The sequence below is a fragment of the Streptomyces lichenis genome (assembly GCF_023218175.1).
GTDB lineage: Bacteria > Actinomycetota > Actinomycetes > Streptomycetales > Streptomycetaceae > Streptomyces > Streptomyces lichenis.
Genome location: NZ_JALPTH010000023.1, coordinates 86,663 through 105,633, shown reverse-complemented (window position 1 = coordinate 105,633; position 18,971 = coordinate 86,663). Strand labels below are relative to the sequence as shown.

The window sequence follows — 18,971 nt, the reverse complement described above, 5'->3', positions numbered from 1 at the left end:
GGAACGCGCGAAGCCCCGGGCGCGCGATCGCACCCGGGGCTTCGTGGACCGTCCCCCGCGCTCAGCCCAGGGTGTCGGCGGCGAGCGGCGAGGAGTCCCGCAGGAACTGCGAGCAGCGCGCGAACTCCTCCTGCTCCCCGATGGCGCCGGCGGCCCGGGCGAGGGCGTGCAGGGCCCGCAGGAAACCGCGGTTCGGCTCGTGCTCCCAGGGCACCGGGCCGTGTCCCTTCCAGCCGCTGCGCCGCAGGGAGTCCAGGCCCCGGTGGTAGCCCGTCCGGGCGTAGGCGTACGACTCGACGACCCGGCCGCCCTCGAAGGCGTCGTCGGCGAGCTGCGCCCAGGCGAGTGAGGAGGCGGGGTACTTCGCCGCGACGTCCGAGGGGGCGGTGCCGGCGGCCAGCAGCTCACGCGGCTCGGGATCGTCGGGCAGACGGGTGGGGGGCGGTCCCCCCAGCAGGTTCTCGTGGATGGCCATGCCCCCCAGTGTCACCCACCTGAACCGCGGGCCCGGCACCGCGTCCGCCTATGCCACGGGCCCGGCACCGTCGTCCATCGGTGCCGGGCCCGTTCGCGGGGTCCTACGGAAGTCCTACGGGTGTCACTTCAGCTTGGTGCCGGTGGAGCGCAGCGCGGCGCAGGCCTCGGCGACCCGCTTGGCCATGGACTCCTCGGCCAGCTTGCCCCAGGTGCGCGGGTCGTAGGTCTTCTTGTTGCCGACCTCGCCGTCCACCTTCAGCACACCGTCGTAGTTCTTGAACATGTGGGCCGCGACCGGGCGGGTGAAGGCGTACTGGGTGTCGGTGTCCAGGTTCATCTTCACCACGCCGTTCTCCAGCGCGGTGGTGATCTCCTCGGCGGTGGAGCCGGAGCCGCCGTGGAAGACGAAGTCGAACGGGTCGGCCTTGCCGTACTTGGCGGCCACACCCTCCTGGAGGTCCTTCAGCAGCTCGGGGCGGAGCACCACGTTGCCCGGCTTGTAGACGCCGTGCACATTGCCGAAGGAGGCGGCCAGCAGATAGCGGCCCTTCTCGCCCAGGCCGAGCGCCTCGGCGGTGCGGATGGCGTCCTCGACGGTGGTGTACAGCTCGTCGTTGATCTCGTGGGTGACGCCGTCCTCCTCGCCACCGGTCGGGGTGATCTCGACCTCAAGGATGATCTTGGCGGCGGCGGCCTTGGCCAGCAGTTCCTGGCCGATGGCCAGGTTGTCGGCCAGGGTCTCGGCGGAGCCGTCCCACATGTGGGACTGGAAGAGCGGGTTCTCACCGCGGGCCACCCGCTCGGCGGAGACCTCGATCAGCGGACGTACATAGCCGTCCAGCTTGTCCTTGGGGCAGTGGTCGGTGTGCAGCGCCACGGTGATGTCGTACTTCTTGGCGACGATGTGCGCGAACTCGGCCAGCGCGACCGCGCCGGTGACCATGTCCTTGCTGTGCTGACCGCCCAGGAACTCCGCACCACCGGTCGAGATCTGGATGATGCCGTCGCTCTCGGCCTCCGCGAAACCGCGCAGCGCGGCGTGCAGGGTCTGCGACGAGGTGACGTTGATGGCCGGGTAGGCGAACTTGCCTGCCTTCGCCCGGTCGAGCATCTCGTTGTAGATCTCGGGGGTTGCGATGGGCATGGTCCGCTCCTTGTGATCCGCGGGTGGTGTTGCGTTGGTGTCCCTGACCTGGGGGCGACGTCATCGTCGCCCCCATCTTTCCAGATGGCCCCGGAGGGTCCACCCGGCGCCCGAGCGGCCACCGGGCGGCGGCCGAAAAGGGCACCCGAGTGGGGCATACGGGTGGGGGCGGCATGTTTCACGTGAAACATGCCGCCCCCACCCGTACAGCGGGTCTCAGGCGAGGCCGAGCTCGTCCAGCGCGAAGGCGTAGCGGTACGGGACGCCCGCCGTCTCACTGATCTTCTCGGCGGCACCGGTGGCCCGGTCCACGATGGTGGCGACCGCGACCACCTCCGCTCCGGCCTCGCGCACCGCCTCCACCGCGGTCAGCGGGGAGCCGCCGGTGGTGGAGGTGTCCTCGACCACCAGCACCCGGCGGCCCGTGATGTCCGGTCCCTCGACCCGGCGCTGCATTCCATGGGCCTTGGCCGCCTTGCGGACCACGAAGGCGTCCAGGGTGCGGCCGCGGGCCGCGGAGGCGTGCAGCATGGCGGTGGCCACCGGGTCGGCGCCCAGGGTGAGGCCGCCGACCGCGTCGAACTCCAGGTCGGCGGTCAGATCGAGCATGACCTGTCCGACGAGCGGCGAGGCCTGGCCGTCCAGGGTGATGCGGCGCAGGTCGACGTAGTAGTCGGCCTCCAGGCCCGAGGAGAGGGTCACCTTGCCGTGCACCACGGCCTTGTCCTTGATCTGCTGGAGCAGATCGGCTCGTACGTCAGTCATGGCTCCGAGCTTAGGCGGCCTGACTAGACAGGCCGTCGCCAGGCGAAGGTGGCGGCCAGCTCCAGCGGCTCGATGGGGGTGACCAGGTGGGGCGCGGTGTTGAGCCCGTTGGGCGGGCCGGACTGCGGCTCGACGCAGATCGCGGCCTCCTGCTCGTCGTACACCACCACCCACCGGGCGCGGCTGGTCACCGTCAGCTCCAGCCGGCCGGGCCAGGTGAGGGTGGCGGCCACGCCGTCGGGCATGCCGAAGCAGTCGTCCCAGGGGCCGGGGCGGGGATCGATCCGGCGGCCGGTGGGGATGTGGTCGGCGCCGCGCTCCTCCTGCCAGGCGGGGGCGAAGTCCAGCACCGCCTCCTCGCCGCCGTCGAGGGTGCGGCGGAACCAGGGGTGCCAGCCCACCTGGGCCGGGAAGGAGTCGGCGTAGGTCTCCACGCCCAGCCGGAGCGTCAGCGCGTCCTCGGTGAGCTCGAAGGTCTGGGTCACCCGGCCCGAGTACGGCCAGGGCTCGGCGAGGTCGTAGACGAAGGACGCCTCGGTGGCGTCGGCCCGCGCGGTGCGCCAGGCGGTGTCCCGTCCGGTGCCGTGGATGGCGTGCGGCGGGGCGTTGAGCGGCATCCGGTGCTCGGTCGCCCCGTCGCGGAAGACGCCCTCGGCGATCCGCCCGCACCACGGCACCATCGGGAAGCAGCCGTACCGCTCGCCCTGGCGGAGGAGTTCGGTGCCGCCGACCCGCAGGCTGCTGATCCGGCAGCCGTTCCCCGGATCCACCGTCACCTCGGCGTCCCCCGCACCGAGCCTGACGTGCTGTCCGCTGCTGCTACTGCTGCTGTTCGTCACACTGCCCGACCCTACTGGGGGCGGCGCCGACGGGCGCCCGGGCCGAGGGGGGCTACCTCCGGCGGCGCAGCGCGCGTCCGATCACCACGGCCGAGGCGACGGCGGCCGCGGCGGCGGGCACCAGCCAGCGCAGGGTGGCCGTGGCGGTGGCGGCCTCCGGGCCGGGCGTCGGCGCGTACCGTCCGCGCGGCGGGGCGTGGTCCACCTCCTCCGCGCTGCGGCCGATCATCGTTCGGCGGGCGTGGGCCGCCTCCACGGGCTGGTCCGGGGCCGGCGGGTCACTCAGCCCGCCGTCCAGCCCGTCCCCGACCTCGTCCTCCAACTCGTCCCCCACTCCATCGCCGATCGAGCCGCCGCCCGGAATCCCGGCCCCGGGCAGCCCGGGCCCGGAAAGCCCCTCGGCCCTGTCTTCGTCGAACTCCGCGTCCGCCCCCGGGTCGAGCGCGGGCGGCGGCACCGGCGCGTCGAACACCGAGCCCGAGTCGGCGCCGGACCGCGACTCGTCCGCCCCCGTCGCGACCTCGGTGAGCGACTCGGCGAAACGGTCCAGCAGCCGGTGCGCGGCGGCGACGGCGGTGTCGTCGGGCAGCTCCGCGAGCCGGCCGTCCGCGGTGGTGGTGCCGGCGAAGTGCAGAGTCGTCCCGCCCTCGACCGGGGCCAGCCGCACGGTGAGCGCCAGCGTGGCCGCGCCGGTGCCGCGGACCTCCTCGCCCTCGCCCTCGACGGTGTAGGAGCCGTCCTCCCCGGCGGCCACCCGCAGCGCGCCCCGGTAGGTGATCGAGTGCCCTCCGGCCCGCACCTTGAGGCGGCCGGACAGCGGCCCCGCCGACGCGTCCGCGTCCTGCTGGAGGCCCGGGACGCAGGGTGCCAGGCGGGCGGGATCCGCCAGCACGGCTCGAAGGGTCTCTTCGGCAACCGGAACGAACACCTCATGCTCCATGGATCCCGAGCCTACCCACGACCGGCGCACACGTCTGCCCATGTCCCCAGGCATGTCCGTACGTGTGTCCGTACCGCCTTTACTCGGCGTAACGCGGATGGACCAGGGTCGAGGGGCGGATGCCGGCGGCGGGCGGGCCCGCGACGGCGTCCGTCCCGGGGCCGTCCACCGACCGCAGCGGGGCCGAGCCACCGCGGGCGGCCAGCACGAACCCCCAGTCGGCCGGGGCGCCCCGGGCCACCCGCCCGTGCGCCGAGGGGTGCCCCGGGTGGTACGGGAAGGGGGGAGGCGGGGCGGCCGAGGCCCGGTAGAGACGGGTGGCGAAGCCGGCCGCCCGCAGGGTGGCGTCCACCGTCCAGAAGACGCGGGGCCGCGCGGACGGCGCCCCGGCGTGCACCACCAGCCGGCCGCTGTCGGCCAGCGAACGGGCGGCCAGCCCGTAGAACTCCTGCGAGTACAGCTTGGCGCCGGCGGTCGACTCCGGGTCGGGCAGGTCGGAGACGACCACGTCGAACCGGGGGGTGGCGGGTGCGGCGGCGGCCCGGCGCAGCCAGACGAACGCGTCGGCGTGCACCACCCGCACCCGGGGGTCCGCGTACGCCCGGCGGTTCAGCCGGGTCAGCGCGGGGTCGGTACGGGCCACCCGCACCACGCCCGGGTCCAGCTCCACCACCGTCACCGCCGCCACGTCGCGGTAACCCAGCACCTCGCGCAGGGCGAGCCCGTCACCGCCGCCGAGCACCAGCACCCGGGCGTGCGGGCCGCGCATCGCGGGGTGCACCAGGGCCCGGTGGTAGCGCCGCTCGTCATGGCCGCGCACCCGCAGCCGGCCGTCCAGGAAGAGGTCCGGCGGCTCGCCCGGCGGGCCCGCCAGCACCACCTCCTGGACGCCGGTGTGCACGGCGACCCGCACCGCGTCCCCGTAGACCGCGCGGCGCGCCGCCCGCTCGAAGTCCGCCACCAGCAGGGCGGTGGTGGCCAGCACCAGCAGCACCGTGCCGTTCACCGCCAGCAGCAGCCACTTCTGCCGGGCCGTCAGATCCCGCCCGAACAGCCAGAACACCAGCACGGCACCCGCCACCGCGTTGACCGCGCCGGTGGCCAGCGCGCTGGTGAGCTGCCCCAGCCAGGGCAGCAGCAGAAAGGGGAAGGCGAGCCCGCCGACCAGCGCGCCCACGTAGTCGGCGGCGAACAGGTCCGCCACCGCGCCCCCGGCGTCCTGCTCGGCCGAGGCGGCCGAAGCGGCCCCGGCGTCCGGGCCGCGCCGGCGCGAGACCCGCTGGATGAGCGTCATCAGCAGCGGCACCTCGGCGCCGATCAGCACCCCGATGGCCAGCGAGAACACCACCAGCGGGACCCGGGAGGCGCCGACCCAGGCGAAGGCCGCGTAGAGCACCAGCGCCGAGCAGCCGCCGACCAGCGCCAGGGCGGCCTCCACCAGGCCGAAGCCCACCGCCGCCCGGCACACCAGCCGCTTGGCGAGCAGCGAGCCGAGCCCCATCGCGAAGACCATCACCGAGAGCACGACCGAGGCGTGGGTGACCGAGTCGCCCGCCAGATACGAGGCGAGGGCGACCAGCTCCAGCTCGTACACCAGGCCGCAGGCGGCGCAGACGAAGACCGCCGCGAGCACCAGCAGCCGGGCCGAACGGGGCCGCGCGCCCGGCCCCTGTCCAGCCTGCGCCGAGTCTCCCGCCCCCGCCGCCGGCCCCGTGTCCGAGGCACTCCTCGTATCCGAGGCACTCGTCGCGCCCTGACCGGATGGCCCGCGTTTCGGTACGCCCTGCGTTGCCCCCTGTGGTGCGTCGATCACACAAGCAACGCTACGTCACATCTGTGTTGCTCTTTGTCACCCACAAGGGTCTATCTCGCGCCCGCGTGCATACGTACGGCCACGCTGGTTCTGGTCGCGACGAGCTGCCCCTCCTGGGGGTAGGCGTGCCAGGTGCGCCAGCGGACCTGGCCCTCGTGACGGTGCGCCAGCATCGCGGTGAAGGCGTGCGGGGAACCGGGGAACGTGCCGGCCAGCCCGTTGGGGTGGTCGGCCACCAGGGCCAGCAACTCCTGGGCGCGGCCCGCGAAGGAGCCGGGTCCCAGCGTCTCGACGCGGGCGGCGAACTCGTACTCGTACTCCCCCAGCCGCTTCGACACCCCCAGCGGCAGCGGGGTGCTGCTCCCGGGGATGCAGGCGACCGTCTCCGAACAGCGGCCGCCCGCCTCCTCCAGCAGCACCTGGTGCGAGGCACCGAGAAGCCGCAGCTGGAGCCGGGCACCGGCGAGTTCGAGGTCGAGTACGGCAAGGGCGGGCAGTGGCTCCTGGCCGAGCGCCCAGGCCAGGTCCGCGGCGCGGGTATCGGTATAGGAGGTGTTCAGCGTCGTGAGCATGGGTCGGCTCCGCACACACGGTGAGACGGGGATGGGCCGGGGGTTCCCGGCAGAAGCGATGGGGCTCGGGCGTCGGGCGTCACCGCTCCGGGCACGGCCGGGAGCGGTCCCGGCCGCCCAGGGGCCGGAATGGTGTCGACAGCGAGCGAATCACGAACCGCGCGCGGACTCACAGCGTTTTTACCCCACTTGACGCGGTTTCCACCCACCGGGGGACCCGCCGGTTCAGGTGTTCACCGTTGAACCACCGGCGCGCCGGGAACCGGACCCGCCCGACCGGCCCGCCGGCAGGAAGGCAAACGGCAGGACGCCCGGCCGGAGTTGTCCGACCGGGCGCCCCGGTGATTCCGCGCGGGCGGCCTGTCTCAGTTGCCGCCACCGCATCCGCCGCCCCCGCCCCCGCCGCCGCAGGAGCTGCCCCCGCCGCAGGAGCCGCCGCCGCAGGAGTGCCCGCCCGAACCGCAGCTTGAGCCGCCGTCGCCCCCGGCCCACCAGCCGCCGCCCGAGGAGCCGCGCCGACGGGGCTTCCTCGCCCCGGACGTCGAGACGCTGCCGGCCCTGCTCACCGCGATCAGGAACCCGGTCAACACGATCACACCGGCCATGATGATGACGAACGTCATCGCTCCCACCCCCGTCTGTCCGTCCCTCGTGTGTTCTGTGTCCGGGGGATGCCCGGCCGGCCACCCGCGCCAATCGCGAATTGAGCGAATCCAGAGCTTTCGCCCCGGCGGCTCAGCTGCACCCGCCCCCACCCCCGCCGCACGAGGAGCACGACGACGAGGACGAACAGGACGAGGAGGACGAAGAGGAGTCGGACGAAGACGAGGACGAGGACGAAGGGGAGTCGGACGGGGAGGACGACGCGTGCCCGTCCGATCCGCCGCCCGCATCCGCCCCCGACCCACCGTCTCCTGCCCCGTCCCGTCCGTCCCCTCCGTCACCGGCCGGGCCGTCCGACGTCCCCGCGTCCAGCACCAGCAGCGCCCCGGCACTCGACACATCCGTCCCCGACCCCGACCCCGTACGGCCCGCCCCCGTCCGCTTGCCGGTGTGGACGCGCGGCCGGGTCTCCGCCACCCACCAGCTGTCCTCGCCCGAGCCCTCCGGGCCGCGCAGCACCGCCACCACCACACCCACCACGATCGCCACCGCGATCCCCGCAAGAACCCAGGTCAGCACAGCCCTGTCCCCCGTCTGTCCGCCCCCCGCGCCCGGTCGGCGCGGGTGTGGCATGACGGTCGTCCCCGCGCCGCGCACCGCGCAAGCACACTTGAGGAAGTCCAGAGCTTCGCCGCAGGATGGCGCCCATGACACCAGCCCCGCAGCCGTCCCCGTCCCGATCGCCCCGACCGCCGCTCAACCGCGGCCTCGCCGAGTTCGGCACCACGATCTTCGCGGAGATGTCCGCCCTCGCCACCACCACCGGCGCGGTCAACCTCGGGCAGGGCTTCCCGGACACCGACGGGCCCGAGGAGGTCCGCGAGGCGGCCGTACGGGCCATCCGGGACGGCCGGGGCAACCAGTACCCGCCCGGTCCCGGCGTCCCGGAGCTGCGCGCCGCCGTCGCCGACCACCAGCGGCGCTTCCACGGGCTGACCTGGGACCCGGACACCGAGGTGCTGGTCACCACGGGGGCGACCGAGGCGATCGCGGCGGCGCTGCTGGGGCTGCTGGAGCCGGGGGACGAGGTGGTGGCGCTGGAGCCGTACTACGACTCGTACGCGGCCTGTATCGCGATGGCCGGCGGCCGCAGGGTCCCGGTGACCCTGCGGCCGCACACCGGCCCGGACGGCGACCGGTTCGTGCTCGACCTGGACGAGCTGCGGGCCGCCGTCACCGACCGCACCCGTCTCATCCTGCTCAACACCCCCCACAACCCCACCGGCACCGTGCTCACCCGGGCGGAGCTGACCGCGATCGCCGAGCTGGCCGTGGAGCGCGATCTGCTGGTGGTCACCGACGAGGTCTACGAGCACCTGGTGTTCGACCCCGCCGGGCATCTGCCGATCGTCGCCCTGCCCGGGATGCGCGAGCGGACCGTGTCGATCTCCTCGGCCGGCAAGACCTTCTCCTTCACCGGCTGGAAGATCGGCTGGGTGACCGCCGTGCCCGCCCTGCTCTCGGCGGTGCGGGCGGCCAAGCAGTACCTCACCTTCGTCTCCGGCGGGCCGTTCCAGTACGCGGTGGCCGAGGCGCTGCGGCTGCCGGACTCCTACTTCACCGACCTGCGGGCCGATCTGCTGGCCAAGCGCGACCTGCTGGCCGACGGGCTGGCGAAGGCCGGGTTCGGGGTCTTCCGCCCCCAGGGCACCTACTTCGTCACCACCGACGTCCGCCCGCTGGGCGAGAGCGACGGGGTCGCCTTCTGCCGGGCGCTGCCCGAGCGCTGCGGGGTGGTGGCCATCCCCAACGCCGTCTTCTACGACCACCGGGACGCCGGCGCCCCCTTCGTCCGCTTCGCCTTCTGCAAGCGGACCGAGGTCCTCCAGGACGCGGTGAAGCGGCTGGCCGCCCTCTGAGCCGTGCGGGCTGCCGGCTATCGGTTGAAGGCGGGCAGGGCGAACCGGGAGGCGAGACCGAGGCCGTCGTCGCGGGCGCTTCGCGCGGTCACCGAGTAGACGACCGTACGGGTCAGCCTGCCGTTCGCGTCCCGGGCGGCGGCCAGCACCGTGTGGTACCCGGGCCGGGAGCCGGTCTTGGCCCAGATCACCGTGCCGTTGTCGTGGACGAAGCGCTGGAGGCCCATGCCATGGGTCGCGCCCTCGACGTCCGGCAGGGTGAGCATCCGGTCCAGCAGCGGCCGGGGCACCACCCGGCCGCCGAACAGGCCGCGCACCAGCTTCTCCAGGTCGGCGGTGGTGGAGATCATGTCGCCGGCCGCCCAGCGGTCGGACATGTTCCACTCGGTGACGTCCACGGTCCGGCCGCCGACCTCCGCGTACGCACGCAGGTGCGGCCCGTGGATGACGGGGTCGGGACCGGCTGGGAAGCCGGTGTCCCGCATGCCCAGCGGCCGCAGCACCCGGACCTCGGCCTGATGGGCGTAGCGGTCGCCGGTGACCCTCTCGATCAGCAGGCCGAGCACCGTGTAGTCGATGTTCTGGTAGACCTGCCGCTCCCCCGGGGTGAACGCCGGTCCCTTGGCCACGGCGGTGGCCACCACCCGTTGCGGGGTGAGGGTGCGGAACCGCTGGGCGTACATCTCCTCGGGGGTGTCGCCGAGGGCCGCGCCGGCCTTGAGGCCGCTGGTCCAGGTGAGCAGGTGGCGGACGGTCGGCGGCTCGGTGAAGGAGGCGGGCAGCAGCCCGGGCAGGTAGCGGGTGACGGGGGCGTCCAGTTCGACGCGCCCCTCCGCGACCAGCTGGAGGACGATCGAGGCGGTGACCACCTTGGTGGTCGAACCGGCCCGGAAGCGCAGGTCCTGGGTGGCCGCCGCCCCGGTGTGCCGGCTGCGCAGTCCGGCGGTGCCGGTCCAGCTGCCGTCGCCGCCGACCCGGATGAGGGCGGCGGTGACGTCGTCGTCGGGGACCTGGGCGATCGCCCGTTCCAGCGCGGCCACGTCCGGACCGGTGGCGGCGGCCCGGAGCTGCGCGGCGGGTACGGCGGGCGCGGCGGTCGCCGTGTGGGCGGTGCCGCCGGCGAGGAGCCCGGCCAGCAGGGCGACGGCTACGGCGGTACGGGTTCGGATACGGGTGTCGACGGGCATGGTGGTCCCCCCTGGTTCCACGGTCTGCTGCACTGGTCCGCGGCGGACCGCCGCGGACGGGAACCATCCTGCTGAGCCTCAAAGGACGCGGGATCCTCTCCGGCGACGAGCCCGCCCCCCAGTCCGCCGGCCGCGGGATGGGGGGTCCCCCGTAGGGGCGGTACGGAGCGGGGGCGACCACCCGGGCGGGTGGGCCGGGTCGCGGGCCGGGCCGGGGGTGCCGAAGGTCAGGGGGAGTGTCCGCGCGCGTGGAGGTGCCCCCTGTCCGCCCAGACTGTCGACCAGGTGCCACCGGCCCCCGTACGCCCGCTGCCGCCGTGGCGGGCCGCGCTGGGGCGGGCGGCGCCGGCGCTGGGGCTGTTCGCGGCGGCCCGGCTGACCGGGACGGCGGTGCTGGCGCTGTGGTGCCTGCACATCGATCGGTCGCCGCGGGCGCTGCTGGCGAAGTCCTGGGACTCCGGCTGGTACACCCGGATCGCCGCCGAGGGCTACGGGCGGACGCTGTACTGGCCGGACGGGGTGGTCCAGTCGGATCTGGCGTTCTTCCCGCTCTACCCGGCGCTGGTGCGCGGGGTGACGGCGGTGCTGCCGGTGGCCGGCGGCACCGCCGGGCTGCTGGTCTCCTGGCTGGCGGCCGGAGCGGCGGCCTGGGGTGTGTACGCGGTGGGCGAGCGGCTGTGGGGCGCGGGCACCGCGCGGGTGCTGGTGCTGCTCTGGGGGCTGCTGCCGCACTCGGTGGTGCTGACCATGGCGTACACCGAGCCGCTGCTGACCGCGTTCGCGGCCTGGGCGCTGTACGCGGTGCTGACCCGGCACTGGCTGTGGGCGGGGGTGCTGGCGGCGCTGGCGGGGGCGGCCCGGCCGAACGGGGTCGCGGTGGCGGCGGCGGTGGGCGCGGCCGGGGCCTTGGAGGTGTACCGCCGGCTGCGTGAGCGGCGGGCACCAGGTTGGCGGCCGTGTGCGGCGGTGCTGCTCGCCCCGGCGGGCTGGCTGGGATACGTGCTGTGGGTGGGCGCCCGCACCGGTGACCTGCTGGGCGGGTACTTCCGCGTCCAGGCGGGCTGGACCTCGCGGTTCGACTTCGGGCGGGGCACGGTCCGGTTCGCCCGGACGATCGCCACCCGGCCGATGGACCTGGGCTTCACCGTGTCGCTGCTGCTCACCGGGGTGGCGGTGGTGCTGCTGGCGCTGCTGGCGCTGGAGCGGCCGCCGCTGCCGGTGCTGGTCTACACCGCCGTACTGGTGGTGATCGCGGTGGGCGGGGCGGGCTTCTTCGAGTCCAAGCCGCGCTTCCTGCTGCCGGCCTTCCCGCTGCTGGCGCCGCTCGCCCTCGCGCTGCGACGAGCCCGGCCGGGGGCCGCGACCGTGGTGGTCGCCGCCCTGGCCGGGCTGTCGTTCGGCTACGGGGCCTATCTGCTGACCCTCGCCACGATGGCGCTGTAGTCCACGATGGCCCTCTCAAGCCACCGCGTCTGCTGCTTTCCGGGCGCTCAGACCCCGTCCGGCGTGGGCTCGCCGCCCTCGCCGTCCAGGCCGAGCTGCTCCAGCAACCACTTGTCGAACTCGATCGACGCGCGCACCCAGCTGACCGTGGACTGCACGAAGTGCTCCAGGCTGACGCCGGTGCCGATCAGCATCTGCGCCTCGCCGATGAGCCGCACGGTCGCGCCGCCCTGCTCGTCCTCGTGCAGGTGGGTGTAGACCTTCGGCCACAGGGTGCGGCGGTTCCAGTCGTCGATCAGCTCCATGATCTGGAGCTTGGCGTCCACCGGGTGCGGGCGGTCGTAGAAGGTCCGCACGGAGAAGACCTGCTGCTCGTCCTCACCGCGGAACATGAAGTACGTACGGAACTCCTCCCACGGAGCCGCCAGGTCCCCCTCGTCGTCGACGACGTACTTCAGCTCCATCTGGTCCAGGAGCTGCTTGACCAGGTCCTGGTCGGGCACGACGGGGCCCGCCGGGCCGCCGGCCTGCTCGGGCTCGGGCTGCTGGCCACCGAAATTCGGGATCGAGGCCGGGTCGATGCTCACCGTGAATTTCCCTTCGAACGATTGCCGCCATCCTCCCCCATGGCCGCCCGGAGGTGGCAACCCCGAGGCCTGGCGATCCGCCAGAAGCGGACGTGATCCGTCCGGAATCGGGGAGTCCGGGGCGGGTACCCCGGAGGGCCCGCCTCCGGTACGGGTACGGGAGGCGGGCCTTCGGGTCGCGCTCGGCGCGCGGGGTTACGAGGCCCGGCCGACGATCAGGCCGTCGTCGGCGCGGTCCACGCGGACGGTGTCGCCGTCGGCGATCTCGCCGGCCAGGATCTCCTTGGCGAGGCGGTCGCCGATGGCGGTCTGCACCAGCCGGCGCAGCGGGCGGGCGCCGTAGGCCGGGTCGTTGCCCTCCTCGGCCAGCCAGTCCAGGGCCGCCGGGGTGACGTCCAGGGTGAGCCGGCGTTCGGCGAGGCGGCGGGCGAGGCGGTCGACCTGGAGGCGGGCGATCCGGGTGAGTTCGCCGCCGGAGAGGGCGGAGAAGACCACGATGTCGTCCAGGCGGTTGAGGAACTCGGGCTTGAAGGCGGACCGGACGGTGGTGAGGACCTGCTGCTTCTTCTCCTCGTCGCTGGTGGCCGGGTCGACCAGGTACTGGCTGCCCAGGTTGGAGGTGAGGATCAGGATGGTGTTGCGGAAGTCGACGGTGCGGCCCTGGCCGTCCGTCAGCCGGCCGTCGTCCAGCACCTGGAGCAGCACGTCGAAGACCTCCGGGTGGGCCTTCTCCACCTCGTCCAGCAGCACCACGCTGTACGGGCGGCGGCGCACCGCCTCGGTGAGCTGGCCGCCCTCCTCGTAGCCGACGTAGCCGGGAGGGGCGCCGACCAGGCGGGCGACGCTGTGCTTCTCGCCGTACTCCGACATGTCGATGCGGACCATGGCCCGCTCGTCGTCGAAGAGGAAGTCCGCGAGCGCCTTGGCCAGCTCGGTCTTGCCGACGCCGGTGGGGCCGAGGAAGAGGAACGAGCCGGTGGGCCGGTCGGGGTCGGCGACGCCGGCCCGGGTGCGGCGTACCGCGTCGGAGACCGCGCGGACCGCCTCGCCCTGGCCGATCAGCCGCCTGCCCAGCTCCTCCTCCATCCGCAGCAGCTTCTGGGTCTCGCCCTCCAGGAGGCGCCCGGCCGGGATGCCGGTCCAGGAGCCGACCACGTCGGCGATGTCGTCCGGGCCGACCTCCTCCTTGACCATGGTGTCCTTGGCGGCCTCCTGCTCGGCCTCGCTGGCCTCGGCCAGCTCCCGCTCGACCGCCGGGATCTCCCCGTAGAGCAGTTTGGAGGCGGTGTCGAAGTCGCCGTCGCGCTGGGCCCGCTCGGCGGTGCCGCGCATCTCGTCCAGCCGCTCCTTGAGCTCACCGACCCGGTTGAGGCCCTGCTTCTCCTTCTCCCAGCGGGCGGTCAGCCCGCGCAGGTCCTCCTCCTTGTCGGCGAGGTCCCGGCGCAGCTTCTCCAGCCGCTGCCGGCTGGCCTCGTCGGTCTCCTTGGACAGCGCCAGCTCCTCCATGCGGAGGCGGTCCACGGCCCGCTGGAGCTCGTCGATCTCCACCGGCGAGGAGTCGATCTCCATCCGAAGGCGGGAGGCGGCCTCGTCGACCAGGTCGATCGCCTTGTCGGGGAGGAAGCGGGAGGTGATGTAGCGGTCGGAGAGGGTGGCGGCGGCCACCAGCGCGGAGTCCGCGATCTGCACCTTGTGGTGCGCCTCGTACCGCCCCTTGAGCCCGCGCAGGATGGCGACGGTGTCCTCCACCGTGGGCTCGGCCACCAGCACCTGCTGGAAGCGGCGCTCCAGGGCCGGGTCCTTCTCGATCCGCTCGCGGTACTCGTCCAGGGTGGTGGCGCCGACCATCCGCAGCTCGCCGCGGGCCAGCATCGGCTTGAGCATGTTGCCGGCGTCCATCGCGGAGTCGCCGCCGGCGCCCGCGCCGACCACGGTGTGCAGCTCGTCGATGAAGGTGATGATCCGCCCGTCGCTGTCCTTGATCTCGGACAGTACGGTCTTCAGCCGCTCCTCGAACTCGCCGCGGTACTTGGCGCCCGCCAGCATCGCGCCCAGGTCCAGGGCGACCAGCCGCTTGTCGCGCAGGGACTCGGGGACGTCGCCCTTGACGATCCGCTGGGCCAGCCCCTCGACCACGGCGGTCTTGCCGACGCCGGGCTCGCCGATCAGGACCGGGTTGTTCTTGGTGCGCCGGGAGAGCACCTGCACCACCCGGCGGATCTCCTGGTCCCGGCCGATCACCGGGTCGAGCTTGCCCTCGCGGGCGGCCGCGGTGAAGTCGGTGCCGAACTTCTCCAGCGCCTTGTACTGGCCCTCCGGGTCCTCGGTGGTCACCCGCCGCCCTCCCCTCGCCTGCTGGAACGCCTCCAGCAGCTTCTTCGCGGTGGCGCCGTGCTCCTTGAGCACGTCGCCGGACTGGCCGCCCTTGGCGGCGATGCCGATCAGCAGGTGCTCGGTGGACAGGTAGTCGTCGCCCAGGTCCTTGGCCCGCTGGGAGGCGTCGGCGACGACGGCCAGCAGCTCGCGGTTGGCCTGCGGCGGGGCGACGGTGGAGCCCCGCACGCTGGGCTGGGCCGCCACCACCCGCTCCGCCCCGGAGCGTACGGCGGCCTGGTCGGCCCCCACGGCGGCCAGCAGGTCCACGAGGTTCTCGTTGTCCTGCCCCTCCAGCAGCGCGACCAGCAGGTGCGCCGGGGTCAGGTCCGGGTTCCCCTCGGACACGGCGCGGCTGGTGGCCGCGTTCAACGCGTCCCGGCTCTTGTTGGTCAGCTCGGCGTCCACATCGTCCCTTCCCGTCTCATGGCACGTTCCTCATGCGCTCATGTGCTCATACGCTCATGCCCACGCGATGGCGCTGACTATCTCAGCGTCTATAAAGTTGAGTGTATTCCACTCAAGGCCGGACTCGTAGGTGTGATGGGTGTCGGGCGGGGCGGGGCGGTCAGGCTCCCGGCGGTAGGTTCACCGGCATGGCAGTCGACCTCCGCGACCCCGGCGAGACCTTCCTCGCCTTCTGGCGCGAGTACCACGTGTGCACCCTCACCACGCCCCGACCCGACGGAACTCCGCATGTGGTGGCGGTGGGCGGGACCTACGCGCCCGAGGACGGCGAGCGCGGCATCGCGCGGGTGATCGCCAACCGGCACAGCCGCAAGGTCGCCAACGTGCTGGCCGCGGGCCCGGACGGGGCACGGGCGGCCCTCTGCCAGGTGGCCGGGCGGCACTGGGCGACGCTGGAGGGCGTGGCGCGGATCCGGACCGAGCCGGAGGCGGTCGCGTACGCGGTCGAGCGGTACACGGCCCGCTACGGGCGTACGCCCTCCCCGAACCCGGACCGGGTGGTCATCGAGATCGCCCTGACCCGGGCGATGGGCCGCACCTGAGCCGGACGGCTCCCCCGGTCCGTACCCGGACAGCACAACGGCGCCATCGTGTTCAGGTCACGATGGCGCCGTTGTGTGGGGGAAGCACCTGAGCGATCGACAACGACGGGGGAATCGCTCAGGCACTGCGGGGGGTGGCGGTGGTGGTCTCCGGCTCGACCAGCTCGTGGTCCCGCTGGTCGAGGTTGACGAAGATCATGCCGTACCGGATGGCACAGCGGACGGGTTGCGGGGCCCCTCGGGGCCGGCGCAGGCAGCGGTACGCTCGGATGTCCTCGTCGTCCCCGCGGGTGATGACGATCGGCTCACCGAAGAGGGTGACCATCAACGAATCGCCACGGTGCGGCACCGCCGTGACGAGGTCGATGAAATGCCACCCGGAACGGTAGGCGGACGCCATCTCACGCCGGAAGCGCGAGTCGTCGGGCACGTTCATGCGCTGAGGACGTGCCAGCCGGGGTCGGTCACGGCCGAGGCGACCGCGGGAGCGGTGTGCCAGCCCGGGTCGAGCTGCCCGGTCGCGGGGGCCCGGTGCCAGCCCGGGTCCCGGACCACGGCCGGAGCGGTGGACCAGCCCGGATCCTGCTGCGCCGACGCGGGAGCGGTGTGCCAGCCCGGGTCCTGGGCCCCGGACGTGGGGGTCCGGTGCCAGCCGGGATCCTGCTGCTGGGCCACCACACTGTCGACCGCGTACGAACCGGTACCCTCGGCCGCCCCCAGGACGCCTATGGCGCCCGCGCCGATGACGGCAGCAGCGGCCGCTGCACGCATGAGTCTCTTGATCATCACCGAGCAACCTCACTTGAAGGCAACGTCTTCTCCAACCCCCGCGGATAAGACGATTTCTCACTCTCCACGTTTCCACCACCTACGCCAGGCATCATGTTCCTGAGATGCAGGAGCCTGGGGGTGAACAAATGGGGATAGAAGCGGACCAACCAGACCACCCCCATTCGCATACGGAGCTGTGCCCGGTCGGATCCGAGCTGTACGCGACCGCCTTGCGCACGGGAAGAATCTCCCGGTCAGAGGCGCTCAGGACGCCCTGCCTGCTCGATCTCGCCCTGCTCCACCCCGACCCGGACGACGCCCAGTGGCTGCGGCCGGTGCCGCCCTCGTCCGCGCTGGCCCAGCTGCTCCAGCCCATCGAGCGCGAGATCCTGCAGCGCAGGCGGCGCACGGTCGAGCTGTCCGACGCGTTCCAGCCGTTCATGGCCATCAGCGCGCAGAACGCGCCGGAGACCCACTCGATCACCGTCCTGGAGGGTCTGCACCGGATCAACAGCACCCTGGACCGGGTCATCTCCGGCTGCGAACGCGAACTGCTCACCGTCCAGCCCGGCGGTGGCCGGCCGGCCACCGCCCTGCGCGAGGCGCTGCGCCGGGTCCAGCCGCTGCTGAACCGGGGCATCCGGATGCGCACGCTCTACCAGCACACCGCGCGCCACACCGAGCTGACGCTCAACTACCTCGACCACGTCGGTCCCGAGGTGGAGGTGCGCACCCTGGAGCAGATCATCGACCGGCTGATCATCGTCGACCGCGAGGTGGCGTTCGTGCCGGCCCGCAGCGACCGGCAGATCGCGCTGGAACTGCGCCACCCCGGGCTGGTGGCGTACCTCGCCGGGGTCTTCGACCAGTTCTGGCAGCTGGCCGTGCCGCTGAAGGAGGAGATCCCCTACGACCTGAAGTCGGACGGCGTCAGCGGGGTGCAGCGGTCCATCGCCCGGCTGCTGGTCGAGGGGCACGTGGACGAGGCCATCGCGCGCCGGCTGGGGATGAACGTCCGCACCTGCCGCGCCCATATCGCCAAACTGGCCGCGGTCCTGGGCAGCGGCAGCCGGACCCAGCTCGGCTATCTGATCGCGCGCTCGGGGATGCTGGAGCGCGACCCGGGCTGACGGCCGGGCGTCTACGCCCGCTCCGGCCGCCAGGCGGTGACCTCGACCCGGTCGGTGGTGCCGAGGTCGAGCGGGCCGCCGTCACCCGGGCGCACCTGCTGCGCGGGGGCGCCCGGCACCGGGGTGACGGCCAGATAGGCGCCCTGGGCGGCCGGACGGTCCGAGAGGGTCACCGTGTTGCGCCAGACCACCGCCGCGACCGCCCGCTCCCCCGGCTCCAGGCGGAACGTCATCGGCTTGTGCGCGCCGTCCGTGCCGGACCCCTGGTGGACGGTGACCGACTCCATGGGCGCGGACGCCCCGTCCAGCACCTTCACCACCGGATAGCCGCTCACCCGGACCGGCCGGGCGCCGCAGTTGGCCAGCGACACCTCCATGGCGCGCACCCCCGTCGCCCCGTCCACCATCCCGGTCGCCACCCGCACCCCGCCCGCCGGACAGGGCCCGGCCGCCTCCGCCGACGGGCCCGCGGAGACCCCGCCGGGCGGACTCGGCACAGTGCCGTACGGCGGCGCGTCCGCAGTGGGCGGCAGGCCCTCCGCGCGTACGGGCGGGCTCTCGGCTCCTCCGGGCGGACTTCCGGCTCCTCCGGGCGGGCTCCCCGCGCCCGCCGGCGGGCGCGCCTCCCGTACGGACGGACTCGCCTCGCGTACGGGCAGGGGCGCCGAGCCCGTCTCGTCGTCGCCCCCCGCCAGCAGCGGCCCCGCCCCGACCACCAGCGCCACCGCCCCCAGCACCCCCGCGGCCCACCGCGCGACACGGAGCGGGCGGTGCTCGGGCGGGCGGGCGGCAGGTCCGTCAGGCATGCCCGGATCATGCCATGCGCGCCCAAGTACGGTCTCCCGCGCGGGAATCCACCATGAGCGGCGCCCTGCAGCCGAAAGCCCCCGCGCCCGACCGGAGCCGGGGCGCGGGGGCCGGGGCGTACGCGTACGCGAAGGGCGTCAGTCGCCGCGCTTGGTGGCGGGCGGGCGCCAGACGACCAGGGCGCTCGCCTGCTGGACGTCCTGGTACGGGACCAGGTCGCGGCGGTAGGAGGCGTGCACCTGGGCCTCGCGCTGGCGGATCGCCGCCGCCGCGCCCTCGACCGCAGCGCTCAGCTCGGCGATCCGGGACTGGAGGGCGGCGACCTGGTTCTCCAGCTCGATGATCCGCTTGATTCCGGCCAGGTTGATGCCCTCGTCCTGCGACAGCTGCTGCACTTGGCGGAGCAGCTGGATGTCGCGGGCGGAGTAGCGGCGGCCCCGGCCCGCGGTGCGGTCCGGGGAGACCAGGCCCAGCCGGTCGTACTGGCGCAGGGTCTGCGGGTGCAGCCCGCTGAGCTGCGCGGCGACCGAGATGACGTACACCGGCGTCTCGTCGGTCAGCTCGTACGGGTTGCGACGGCGTCCGTCCACC

General features: G+C 73.6%; 19 protein-coding genes. 4 read left to right on the top strand and 15 right to left on the bottom strand.

Annotation, left to right across the window (positions count from 1 at the left end; all coding sequences use genetic code 11):
* Positions 1–61: 61 nt before the first annotated feature.
* The 8 genes from M1O15_RS22355 to M1O15_RS22320 all read right to left on the bottom strand — a co-directional run bounded on the left by M1O15_RS22355 (position 62) and on the right by M1O15_RS22320 (position 7,173).
* Positions 62–475 carry a DUF3151 domain-containing protein gene (locus M1O15_RS22355; RefSeq protein WP_248635896.1) on the bottom strand — a complete coding sequence of 138 codons (414 nt, stop codon included), beginning with the start codon at positions 473–475 and terminating at the stop codon, positions 62–64.
* A gap of 123 nt (positions 476–598) precedes the next feature.
* A complete protein-coding gene (gene fbaA, locus M1O15_RS22350) occupies positions 599–1,621 on the bottom strand; it encodes a class II fructose-bisphosphate aldolase (RefSeq protein ID WP_248635895.1) in 1,023 nt (340 codons plus the stop codon).
* Positions 1,622–1,837: 216 nt separating this feature from the next.
* On the bottom strand, positions 1,838–2,386 hold the full coding sequence (gene pyrE / locus M1O15_RS22345; protein ID WP_248635894.1) for an orotate phosphoribosyltransferase: 549 nt from the start codon (positions 2,384–2,386) through the stop codon (positions 1,838–1,840).
* Between the two features lie 23 nt (positions 2,387–2,409).
* Complete coding sequence (locus M1O15_RS22340; protein WP_248635893.1) at positions 2,410–3,225, bottom strand: aldose epimerase family protein; 816 nt, start codon at positions 3,223–3,225, stop codon at positions 2,410–2,412.
* 52 nt (positions 3,226–3,277) lie between these two features.
* Positions 3,278–4,165, bottom strand: a complete 888-nt coding sequence (locus tag M1O15_RS22335; RefSeq protein WP_248635892.1) for an SRPBCC domain-containing protein — start codon at positions 4,163–4,165, stop codon at positions 3,278–3,280.
* A 79-nt stretch (positions 4,166–4,244) separates the two neighbouring features.
* Positions 4,245–5,978, bottom strand: coding sequence for a polyamine aminopropyltransferase (locus M1O15_RS22330; protein ID WP_443735620.1), 1,734 nt, complete (start codon positions 5,976–5,978; stop codon positions 4,245–4,247).
* A 50-nt stretch (positions 5,979–6,028) separates the two neighbouring features.
* The gene (locus M1O15_RS22325) at positions 6,029–6,550 is read right to left on the bottom strand and encodes a DUF2617 family protein (protein WP_248635890.1); all 522 of its coding nucleotides are present in this window, start codon (positions 6,548–6,550) and stop codon (positions 6,029–6,031) included.
* A gap of 365 nt (positions 6,551–6,915) precedes the next feature.
* Positions 6,916–7,173 (bottom strand): hypothetical protein, encoded by a 258-nt coding sequence (locus M1O15_RS22320; RefSeq protein WP_248635889.1) that lies wholly within the window; start codon positions 7,171–7,173, stop codon positions 6,916–6,918.
* A 687-nt stretch (positions 7,174–7,860) separates the two neighbouring features.
* Between M1O15_RS22320 and M1O15_RS22315 the strand changes: the two genes are divergently transcribed.
* On the top strand, positions 7,861–9,072 hold the full coding sequence (locus M1O15_RS22315) for a pyridoxal phosphate-dependent aminotransferase (RefSeq protein WP_248635888.1): 1,212 nt from the start codon (positions 7,861–7,863) through the stop codon (positions 9,070–9,072).
* A 17-nt stretch (positions 9,073–9,089) separates the two neighbouring features.
* Here the strand turns inward: M1O15_RS22315 and M1O15_RS22310 are convergent, their stop codons facing one another.
* Positions 9,090–10,259: a serine hydrolase domain-containing protein gene (locus tag M1O15_RS22310; RefSeq protein ID WP_248635887.1), complete on the bottom strand. Its 1,170-nt coding sequence runs from the start codon at positions 10,257–10,259 to the stop codon at positions 9,090–9,092.
* Between the two features lie 285 nt (positions 10,260–10,544).
* On the opposite strand from M1O15_RS22310, the gene M1O15_RS22305 reads away from it, so the two are divergent.
* Positions 10,545–11,702 carry a putative hexosyltransferase gene (locus tag M1O15_RS22305; RefSeq protein ID WP_372499540.1) on the top strand — a complete coding sequence of 386 codons (1,158 nt, stop codon included), beginning with the start codon at positions 10,545–10,547 and terminating at the stop codon, positions 11,700–11,702.
* Between the two features lie 47 nt (positions 11,703–11,749).
* Here the strand turns inward: M1O15_RS22305 and M1O15_RS22300 are convergent, their stop codons facing one another.
* Complete coding sequence (locus M1O15_RS22300; RefSeq protein WP_248635886.1) at positions 11,750–12,289, bottom strand: type III secretion system chaperone family protein; 540 nt, start codon at positions 12,287–12,289, stop codon at positions 11,750–11,752.
* A gap of 195 nt (positions 12,290–12,484) precedes the next feature.
* Positions 12,485–15,070, bottom strand: a complete 2,586-nt coding sequence (clpB, locus tag M1O15_RS22295; protein ID WP_248635885.1) for an ATP-dependent chaperone ClpB — start codon at positions 15,068–15,070, stop codon at positions 12,485–12,487.
* A gap of 188 nt (positions 15,071–15,258) precedes the next feature.
* Between clpB and M1O15_RS22290 the strand changes: the two genes are divergently transcribed.
* Positions 15,259–15,672, top strand: coding sequence for a pyridoxamine 5'-phosphate oxidase family protein (locus M1O15_RS22290; protein WP_248635884.1), 414 nt, complete (start codon positions 15,259–15,261; stop codon positions 15,670–15,672).
* Between the two features lie 118 nt (positions 15,673–15,790).
* On the opposite strand, the gene M1O15_RS22285 is transcribed toward M1O15_RS22290, so the two are convergent.
* Positions 15,791–16,108, bottom strand: a complete 318-nt coding sequence (locus tag M1O15_RS22285; protein ID WP_248635883.1) for a Rieske (2Fe-2S) protein — start codon at positions 16,106–16,108, stop codon at positions 15,791–15,793.
* Positions 16,105–16,458: a hypothetical protein gene (locus tag M1O15_RS22280; RefSeq protein ID WP_248635882.1), complete on the bottom strand. Its 354-nt coding sequence runs from the start codon at positions 16,456–16,458 to the stop codon at positions 16,105–16,107. The genes M1O15_RS22285 and M1O15_RS22280 overlap by 4 nt, the downstream gene beginning before the upstream one ends.
* A 131-nt stretch (positions 16,459–16,589) precedes the next feature.
* Between M1O15_RS22280 and M1O15_RS22275 the strand changes: the two genes are divergently transcribed.
* Positions 16,590–17,573, top strand: a complete 984-nt coding sequence (locus M1O15_RS22275) for a helix-turn-helix transcriptional regulator (protein WP_248635881.1) — start codon at positions 16,590–16,592, stop codon at positions 17,571–17,573.
* An 11-nt stretch (positions 17,574–17,584) separates the two neighbouring features.
* Here the strand turns inward: M1O15_RS22275 and M1O15_RS22270 are convergent, their stop codons facing one another.
* Both M1O15_RS22270 and M1O15_RS22265 read right to left on the bottom strand, forming a co-directional pair.
* Positions 17,585–18,379 (bottom strand): DUF4232 domain-containing protein, encoded by a 795-nt coding sequence (locus M1O15_RS22270; protein WP_248635880.1) that lies wholly within the window; start codon positions 18,377–18,379, stop codon positions 17,585–17,587.
* Between the two features lie 138 nt (positions 18,380–18,517).
* Positions 18,518–18,970, bottom strand: coding sequence for a heat shock protein transcriptional repressor HspR (locus tag M1O15_RS22265; protein WP_248635879.1), 453 nt, complete (start codon positions 18,968–18,970; stop codon positions 18,518–18,520).
* Between the last annotated feature and the right edge of the window lies 1 nt (position 18,971).